This window comes from Mycobacterium sp. Soil_C_30 (assembly GCF_057656995.1).
Genome location: NZ_JBDGJH010000023.1, coordinates 121,988 through 131,003, shown reverse-complemented (window position 1 = coordinate 131,003; position 9,016 = coordinate 121,988). Strand labels below are relative to the sequence as shown.

General features: G+C 66.7%; 7 protein-coding genes and 1 pseudogene. 7 read left to right on the top strand and 1 reads right to left on the bottom strand.

Annotation, left to right across the window (positions count from 1 at the left end):
* The 4 genes and pseudogenes from AC3A6P_RS30250 to AC3A6P_RS30235 all read left to right on the top strand — a co-directional run.
* Positions 1–186: pseudogene (locus AC3A6P_RS30250) on the top strand (DUF6779 domain-containing protein); the annotation flags it as partial.
* A 106-nt stretch (positions 187–292) separates the two neighbouring features.
* Positions 293–1,204 (top strand): Rossmann-like and DUF2520 domain-containing protein, encoded by a 912-nt coding sequence (locus tag AC3A6P_RS30245; protein ID WP_487696067.1) that lies wholly within the window; start codon positions 293–295, stop codon positions 1,202–1,204.
* On the top strand, positions 1,201–2,148 hold the full coding sequence (gene panC / locus AC3A6P_RS30240) for a pantoate--beta-alanine ligase (RefSeq protein ID WP_487696066.1): 948 nt from the start codon (positions 1,201–1,203) through the stop codon (positions 2,146–2,148). Before AC3A6P_RS30245 ends, panC begins: the two co-directional genes overlap by 4 nt.
* A 2-nt stretch (positions 2,149–2,150) precedes the next feature.
* Complete coding sequence (locus AC3A6P_RS30235; RefSeq protein ID WP_487696065.1) at positions 2,151–2,963, top strand: type III pantothenate kinase; 813 nt, start codon at positions 2,151–2,153, stop codon at positions 2,961–2,963.
* 21 nt (positions 2,964–2,984) lie between these two features.
* Here AC3A6P_RS30235 and AC3A6P_RS30230 read toward each other — a convergent pair whose 3' ends face one another.
* Positions 2,985–4,253, bottom strand: coding sequence for a type III PLP-dependent enzyme domain-containing protein (locus AC3A6P_RS30230; RefSeq protein WP_487696064.1), 1,269 nt, complete (start codon positions 4,251–4,253; stop codon positions 2,985–2,987).
* A gap of 57 nt (positions 4,254–4,310) precedes the next feature.
* Between AC3A6P_RS30230 and lysS the strand changes: the two genes are divergently transcribed.
* From lysS to clpC1, 3 genes are all read left to right on the top strand, one after another.
* A complete protein-coding gene (lysS, locus tag AC3A6P_RS30225) occupies positions 4,311–5,807 on the top strand; it encodes a lysine--tRNA ligase (protein ID WP_487696071.1) in 1,497 nt (498 codons plus the stop codon).
* 131 nt (positions 5,808–5,938) lie between these two features.
* Entirely contained in the window at positions 5,939–6,283 is a 345-nt protein-coding gene (lsr2, locus tag AC3A6P_RS30220) for a histone-like nucleoid-structuring protein Lsr2 (protein ID WP_487696063.1), read from the top strand.
* 216 nt (positions 6,284–6,499) lie between these two features.
* Entirely contained in the window at positions 6,500–9,016 is a 2,517-nt protein-coding gene (clpC1, locus tag AC3A6P_RS30215) for an ATP-dependent protease ATP-binding subunit ClpC (RefSeq protein ID WP_487696062.1), read from the top strand.

The window sequence follows — 9,016 nt, the reverse complement described above, 5'->3', positions numbered from 1 at the left end:
CAGCCCGCTGCCGAGACCGAGCAGACGCCGCCGGAGGAGCCGTCTGGTCCCGCCCCCCGGCACCGCGGGCCCGACGACGAGGATTCCGGTCCGCCCACCGGCGGGCAGTCGGTCGCCGAGCTGCTCGCCAGACTGCAGGCGGGCGAGGCGGCGCCCGGCGGCCGTCGCCGCCGGCGGGAAGACTGATTGTCACGCCCAGGCGCAGTGCGACTAGTCTTTTCGCCAGACCGTCCAGTACCCCGAGACCGCGGGACCGGACCGAACAGATCGTGACGTCAGTGAGGTCGTCAGCATGGGGACCCCCAACGGGTTGCGCCCGGCCCGGCTCAAAGTCGGCATCATTTCCGCGGGCCGCGTCGGCACCGCCCTCGGGGTGGCGCTCGAGGACGCCGAACACGTCGTCGTCGCGTGCAGTGCCATCTCCAGCGCCTCCCGCCAGCGTGCGCAGCGCCGACTGCCGGACACCCGGGTGTTACCCGTCGACGAGGTGGCTCGCGCCGCGGAACTGCTGATCCTCGCCGTCCCGGATACCGAACTGGCCGGGCTGGTCGTCGGCCTGGCCGCCACCTCGGCGGTGACCCCGGGCGCCATCGTGGTGCACACCTCCGGCGCCAACGGAATCGGCGTGCTGGCACCGCTGGCCGCGCAGGGCTGTGTGCCGCTGGCGATCCACCCGGCGATGACGTTCACCGGTTCGGACGAGGACATCGCCCGCCTGCCCGGTACCTGCTTCGGTATCACCGCCGCCGACGAGATCGGGTACGCGATCGCGCAGTCGTTGGTACTCGAGATCGGTGGCGAACCGTTCCGCGTCCGGGAAGACGCCCGCACGCTGTACCACGCGGCCCTGGCGCACGCGGGCAACCACCTCGTGACCGTGGTCGCCGACGCCCTCGAAGCGTTGCGCGCCGCCATCGCCGGCCAGGAACTGCTGGGCCAGGAACTGGTGGGAGACGACCCCGGCGGCCTGGCCGAGCGCGTGATCGCCCCGCTGGCGCGGGCGGCTCTGGAGAACACCCTGCAGCGCGGCCAAGCGGCGCTCACCGGACCCGTCGCGCGCGGTGACGCCGCCGCCGTCGCCGGGCACCTCGCCGCACTGGCCGAGGCCGATCCTGAACTGGCGGAGGCGTACCGCGCCGCCTCGCTGCGTACCGCGCAGCGAGCCCACGCGCCGAAGGAGGTATTCGAGGTGCTCGACCGGTGACCGCACAATCTTCGAGACCGCCGGCGTTCACCGCCGGACAGCTCAACACCTACACCTCGCCGGCGGCGGTGTCCGACGTCACCCGGGCGTTGCGGCACACCGGGCGGCGGGTGATGCTGGTGCCGACCATGGGTGCTCTGCACGAGGGTCACCTGGCGCTGGTGCGGGCCGCCAAGAAGGTACCCGGCGCCGTTGTGGTGGTGTCGATTTTCGTCAACCCCCTGCAGTTCGGTCCCGGTGAGGATCTCGACGCCTATCCGCGCACGCTGGACACCGATCTGGAGCTGCTGCGGGCCGAGGACGTCGAGATCGTGTTCACCCCCACCGCGTCCGCCATGTACCCGGAGGGGCCCCGGACCTCGGTGCATCCCGGCAGTCTCGGCGGTGACCTCGAAGGGGCCGTCCGGCCAACACATTTCGCCGGGATGCTGACCGTGGTGTTGAAGCTGCTGCAGATCGTGCGGCCCGACCGGGCTTTCTTCGGCGAGAAGGACTACCAGCAGCTGGTGCTGATCCGTCAGATGGTCGCCGACCTCAACATCGACACCCGGGTGGTCGGCGTGCCGATCGTCCGGGAGGCCGATGGACTGGCGATGTCCTCCCGTAACCGGTACCTCGACGCCGAGCAGCGCGAACAAGCCGGTGCACTGTCGGCGGCACTGCTGGCAGGCATGTACGCGGCGTCCGGCGGCACCGGTGCCGCGGTGGATGCGGCGCGCGCGGTGCTCGATGAGGTGCCCGCGATCGAACTGGACTATCTGGAGGTGCGTGGCCCCGGACTGGAGCCGAATCCTTCTGTGGGACAAGGCCGGTTGCTGATCGCCGCACGGCTCGGAGCCACCCGGCTGCTGGACAACATCGCCATCGAGCTGGGCAATTCCGGCTCGCAGCGCGGCGAGTATGCCGGCGCCGAGCAGCATCACGAACTGCCCTGGAGAAACTGACCGTGCTGCTCGCGATCGACGTCCGCAACACCCACACCGTGGTCGGGTTGATCTCCGGTGCGGGTGATCATGCAAAAGTGGTGCAGCAGTGGAGGATTCGTACCGAGGCTGAGGTGACAGCCGATGAGCTGGCGCTGACCATCGACGGTCTGATCGGTGACGATTCCGACCGGCTGACCGGTGTGGTGAGCCTGTCCACGGTGCCCTCGGTGCTGCACGAGGTCCGGGTGATGCTCGACCAGTACTGGCCGTCGGTGACTCATGTGCTGATCGAGCCGGGCATCCGCACCGGGATACCGCTGCTGGTGGACAATCCCAAAGAAGTGGGGGCCGACCGGATCGTCAACTGCCTGGCCGCATTCCACAAACATCAGGCGCCGGCGATCGTCGTCGACTTCGGCTCGTCGATCTGTGTGGATGTGGTGTCGGCCAAAGGTGAGTTCCTCGGCGGTGCCATCGCACCCGGCATCCAGGTGTCCTCCGACGCCGCGGCCGCCCGGTCGGCCGCGCTGCGCCGCGTGGAGCTCACCCGGCCGCGCTCGGTGGTGGGCAAGAACACCGTCGAATGCATGCAGGCCGGGGCCGTGTTCGGATTCGCGGGCCTGGTCGACGGCCTGATCAGCCGGATCCGCAGTGATGTCGACGGCTTCGCCGGTGACGACGTGGTGGTGGTGGCGACCGGACACACGGCGCCGTTGCTGCTGCCCGATCTGCGCGCCGAGGCGGTCTACGACCGTTACTTGACGCTGGACGGCCTGCGGCTGGTGTACGAACGCAACCGCGATCATCAGCGCAAGCTGCGCTCGGCCACCTAGGGCCGGGCTGCACAGACCTGATCAGAAGAAGGTTCGCACCAGCTCGGTGACGCGGCGGTCGGCGTCCAGCACCGGGATCATTGGCCACTTGTCGAACGTGGTGCAGGGATGCGAGATCCCGAACTCCAGCCAGTCGCCCACCCGGACCGCCGACTCACCAGGCAGCGATATGAAGGCGTGCTGATCGTTGAGCGCGGTGACAGCGGCGCCGGCCAGATCCTTCGGTACGGGCAGGCCGGCGTCGAACGAGACGTCCCGGCGCCCCATGCTGACCAGCGCCAGCTGCGGCTCCGGCCGCGACACCACCTGCGCCCACACACTCAGCGCGGGCCGGAGTCCGTGGTGTTGGTCCCTGGTCAGCGGTGACGTGCGCTGGTACAGCCCGTCGTCATGGGTGAGGTAGCAGCCGCTGCGCAGGACGGTGCGCACGTGGATTCCCGCGGGCCAGCCGGTGAGCATCTCGGCGACCAGATCAAAGTGTGTGCTGCCGCCGGCGGTCACCAGCAGCTCGTCTGCCTCCACCAGCGGCGCCAAGCGCACGACGGTGTCGCGCATCGACGACAGGTACCGGCGGATGCCGTCCCGCGCGGATTCCGAGACGTCGTGTCCCAGGGCTGCCTCGTAGCCCGCGACGCCCGTCAGGCGCAGATGTCGGGCCGCGACCACGGCCCGGGCCACCGCATCGATGTCCTCGGCCGAGCGGGCGCCGGTGCGTCCGCCCGCTGCGCCCACTTCGACGCAGACCTCGACTGGCCGGTGCAGGCCCGCGGCGTCCAGCTCGTCCTCCATGATCGCCACACCTGCCGTGGAATCCGCCCAGCACACCAGCCGGAATTCGGGATGGCGGTTCAGTTCGCCTGCCAGCCAACGCAATCCGGCACGGTCGACCAGTTCGTTGGCCAACACCACGTCGCGCACGCCGAAGGCGCGAAACGTGCGCACCTGCCCGATGGTGGCTGCCGTGACCGCCACCGCGCCCGCGTCGAACTGCATCGCCAGCAACTGGGGAGACATGTGCGTCTTGCCGTGAGGGGCCAGCCGCACCCCGCGTTCGGTGCACCAGCGCGCCATGGTGGCCAGGTTGTGGGTCAACGCCGGACCGTTCAGCACGCAGACCGGGGAGAACGGTCCGGCGGCGAAGAGCTCGGGCCGTGCCGCGCAGATGTCGGCAGGTGTGCGTCCCGACCACGAAGCCGGCAACCCCTTGAGAAACGAGTCGACGGGTTCGGCGGCCAGCGTGGCCACGGCCGTGTGGTCGATCGCTGCTCTTGGTTCAACCTGCGAGCTCACGCGTTCAATTTAGGGTGCGGCGGTCATTTAAGCTCAGACGTCGTGAGCTCTGCCGATATCAACGCCGCCGAAGACGACCTCCCAGAACAGTTCCGCATCCGCCAGGCCAAGCGGGAACGGCTGCTCGAGGAAGGCAAGGACCCTTACCCGGTCGAGGTGCAGCGCACTCACACACTGGCGCAGATCCGCGCGGCCTACCCCGAACTGGCTGCCGACACCGAAACCGGTGAGATCGTCGGCATCGCGGGCCGGGTGGTGTTCGCGCGCAACTCCGGCAAGCTCTGCTTCGCCACCCTGCAGGACGGTGACGGCACCCACCTCCAGGTGATGATCAGCTTCAACAGCGTCGGGCAGGAATCCCTGGATGCGTGGAAGGCCGACGTCGACCTGGGCGACATCGTGTTCGTGCACGGTCAGGTGATCAGCTCCCGCCGCGGTGAACTCTCCGTGTTGGCCGATTCGTGGCACATGGCCTCCAAGGCGCTGCGACCGCTGCCCGTGGCGCACAAGGAGATGAATGAGGAATCCCGCGTGCGGCAACGTTATGTGGACCTCATCGTCCGCCCGCAGGCGCGCACCATTGCACGGCAACGAATCGCAGTTGTTCGGGCCGTGCGTTCGGCTTTGGAGCGCCGGGAATTCCTCGAAGTCGAGACGCCGATGTTGCAGACTTTGGCTGGTGGTGCGGCAGCCCGGCCGTTCATCACGCACTCCAATGCGCTCGATGCCGACCTGTACCTGCGTATCGCACCCGAACTGTTCTTGAAGCGTTGTGTCGTCGGCGGTCTGGACAAGGTGTTCGAGCTGAATCGCAACTTCCGAAACGAAGGTGCGGATTCAACACATTCACCGGAATTCTCGATGTTGGAGACATACCAGGCTTATGGCACATATGACGATTCCGCGCTGGTGACGCGCGAGGTTATTCAAGAAGTGGCAGACGAGGCGATCGGCACCAGGCAACTGCCTCAACCCGATGGGTCCGTCTACGATATCGACGGCGAGTGGGCCACGATTTCGATGTACCCGTCATTGTCGGAAGCGTTGGGCGAGGAGATCACCCCCGGAACCGATGCCGATGTCTTGTGGGGCATTTCGGAGCGGTTGGGCCTGGAGCTGCCGCGCGATCGGGGCTACGGCCATGGCAAGCTGGTCGAAGAGCTGTGGGAGCACACCGTCGGTGACCACTTGTGGGCGCCGACGTTCGTTCGTGATTTCCCGGTCGAGACAACACCGCTGACCCGCCAGCACCGCAGCATTCCGGGGGTCACGGAGAAATGGGATCTGTATGTACGCGGATTCGAGCTGGCGACCGGTTATTCGGAATTGATCGATCCGATCGTGCAGCGGGAGCGTTTCGCAGCTCAGGCGCGCGCGGCCGCCGCCGGAGATGACGAGGCGATGGCGCTCGACGAGGATTTCCTGGCGGCCATGGAATATGCGATGCCGCCGACCACGGGAACCGGAATGGGTATCGATCGCTTGTTGATGGCGTTAACAGGCTTGTCAATTCGGGAGACAGTTTTGTTCCCGATTGTCCGTCGTCACGGCTAGCACATGTGAAAGTCGCCTACCTGCGGCGCGGGTGTTTGGTAGATTGCTATGGCACATTGGATACTGATGGGTAGCTTGCCAATCCGGCACTCCCATGTGCGGGTCCACTTGTAGAAGGGTTCAGTGAGCGAATGGCGAAAAAAGTAACCGTCACCTTGGTCGATGATTTCGATGGTGAGGGTGCCGCCGACGAAACAGTCGAATTCGCGATCGACGGGGTGACGTACGAGATCGACCTTTCGAGTAAAAACGCCACGAAACTGCGCAATGACCTGAAGCCCTGGGTCGAAGCCAGCCGCCGGGTCGGCGGTCGTCGTCGGGGCCGGGCAGCCGCCGCCACCGGGCGTGGCCGGGCCGCAATCGACCGCGAGCAGAGCGCCGCCATCCGGGAGTGGGCCCGTCGCAACGGCCACAACGTCTCCACCCGCGGCCGCATCCCGGCTGACGTCATCGACGCCTTCCACGCCGCCACCTGACCTCATTCGGCGGCCATCGGGCCTTTTCGCTAGCGGCGAACCGCCAACACGCGACCACCGGAAACGAAACCGTATTTCTCTGCGTTGCTCTGATGCGTCCACACAGGGGGCCCCAAGGCGAGGCGTCTGGGGCGGCCGCCCATTACAGTGGACGTCAGGGTGCTGTGCACTTGCTGCTTCGGCGCCCGCCTAGTCAAGGAGAGCAGGTAAACACGGATGTTCGAGAGATTCACCGACCGTGCCCGTCGGGTCGTCGTCCTGGCTCAAGAAGAAGCCCGGATGCTGAACCACAACTACATCGGTACCGAGCACATCCTGTTGGGACTTATTCACGAGGGTGAGGGCGTAGCCGCCAAGTCGCTCGAGTCGCTGGGCATTTCCCTCGAGGGAGTGCGCAGCCAGGTCGAAGAGATCATCGGCCAAGGTCAGCAGGCGCCGTCCGGTCACATTCCGTTCACCCCCCGCGCCAAGAAGGTGCTCGAGCTGTCGCTGCGCGAAGCGCTGCAGCTCGGCCACAACTACATCGGCACCGAGCACATTCTGCTCGGCCTGATCCGTGAGGGTGAAGGTGTCGCAGCCCAGGTGCTGGTGAAACTCGGTGCCGAGCTCACCCGCGTGCGCCAGCAGGTCATCCAGCTGCTGAGCGGTTACCAGGGCAAGGAGACCGCCGAAGCGGGGACGGGCGGGAGAGGCGGGGAAACCGGCAATCCTTCTACGTCATTGGTCCTGGACCAGTTCGGCCGTAACCTCACCGCCGCCGCCATGGAAGGCAAGCTCGATCCGGTCATCGGCCGCGAGAAGGAAATCGAGCGCGTCATGCAGGTGCTGAGCCGGCGCACCAAGAACAACCCGGTGCTGATCGGCGAGCCCGGTGTCGGTAAGACCGCCGTCGTCGAGGGCCTGGCCCAGGCGATCGTGCACGGCGACGTGCCCGAGACGCTGAAGGACAAGCAGCTCTACACGCTCGACCTCGGCTCGCTGGTCGCCGGCAGCCGGTACCGCGGTGACTTCGAGGAGCGCCTGAAGAAGGTGCTCAAGGAGATCAACACCCGCGGCGACATCATCCTGTTCATCGACGAGCTGCACACGCTCGTGGGTGCAGGTGCCGCCGAGGGCGCCATCGACGCGGCCTCGATCCTGAAGCCGAAGCTGGCCCGCGGCGAGCTGCAGACCATCGGTGCCACCACCCTCGACGAGTACCGCAAGTACATCGAGAAGGACGCCGCTCTGGAGCGCCGGTTCCAGCCGGTCCAGGTGGGTGAGCCGACGGTCGAGCACACCATCTTGATCCTCAAGGGGCTGCGCGACCGCTACGAGGCGCACCACCGGGTGTCCATCACCGACGGTGCCATCGCCGCGGCGGCCACCCTGGCCGACCGCTACATCAACGACCGGTTCCTGCCGGACAAGGCGATCGACCTGATCGACGAGGCCGGTGCCCGGATGCGTATCCGCCGGATGACCGCTCCGCCAGACCTGCGTGAGTTCGACGAGAAGATCGCCGACGCGCGCCGGGAGAAGGAGTCCGCGATCGACGCGCAGGACTTCGAGAAGGCCGCGAACCTGCGCGACCGCGAGAAGCAGCTGGTCGCCCAGCGTGCTGAGCGCGAGAAGCAGTGGCGTTCCGGTGATCTCGACGTGGTTGCGGAGGTCGATGACGAGCAGATCGCCGAGGTGCTGGGCAACTGGACCGGTATCCCGGTGTTCAAGCTGACCGAGGAAGAGACCACCCGTCTCCTGCGCATGGAAGACGAGCTGCACAAGCGGATCATCGGCCAGGAGGATGCCGTCCGGGCCGTCTCCAAGGCGATCCGCCGTACCCGTGCCGGGTTGAAGGACCCGAAGCGCCCGTCCGGTTCGTTCATCTTCGCCGGCCCGTCCGGTGTCGGTAAGACCGAGCTGTCCAAGGCGCTGGCCAACTTCCTGTTCGGCGACGACGACGCGCTCATCCAGATCGACATGGGCGAGTTCCACGACCGCTTCACCGCGTCGCGGCTGTTCGGTGCCCCTCCCGGGTACGTCGGGTACGAAGAGGGCGGCCAGCTCACCGAGAAGGTGCGCCGCAAGCCGTTCTCGGTGGTGCTGTTCGACGAGATCGAGAAGGCGCACCAGGAGATCTACAACACCCTGTTGCAGGTCCTCGAGGACGGCCGCCTCACCGACGGTCAGGGTCGCACGGTCGACTTCAAGAACACCGTGCTGATCTTCACCTCGAACCTGGGTACCTCCGACATCTCGAAGGCGGTGGGCCTCGGCTTCTCCTCCGGTGGCGGCGAGAACAACTACGAGCGGATGAAGCTCAAGGTCAACGACGAGCTCAAGAAGCACTTCCGGCCTGAGTTCCTCAACCGTATCGACGACATCATCGTCTTCCACCAGCTGACTCAGGACGAGATCATCCGGATGGTCGACCTGATGATCGGCCGGGTCGGCAAGCAGTTGGCGGCCAAGGACATGACGATGGAGCTGACGCCGAACGCGAAGGCTCTGCTGGCCAAGCGTGGCTTCGATCCGGTGCTGGGTGCCCGTCCGCTGCGGCGCACCATCCAGCGCGAGATCGAGGACCAGCTGTCGGAGAAGATCCTCTTCGAAGAAGTGGGTCCCGGCCAGCTCGTCACCGTCGATGTCGAGAACTGGGACGGCCAGGGCGCCGGCGAGGACGCGCGGTTCACCTTCAGCGGTGCGCCGAAGTCGTCTGCGGAGCCCGATCTGGCGGCCACTGCCGCCGAGTAG

What these genes read in the sequence shown, in the direction of transcription:
- AC3A6P_RS30245 (WP_487696067.1), top strand. Translation starts at nt 293, where the DNA reads ATGGGGACCCCCAACGGGTTGCGCCCGGCCCGGCTCAAAGTCGGCATC.
- lsr2 (WP_487696063.1), top strand. Translation starts at nt 5,939, where the DNA reads ATGGCGAAAAAAGTAACCGTCACCTTGGTCGATGATTTCGATGGTGAG.
- clpC1 (WP_487696062.1), top strand. Translation starts at nt 6,500, where the DNA reads ATGTTCGAGAGATTCACCGACCGTGCCCGTCGGGTCGTCGTCCTGGCT.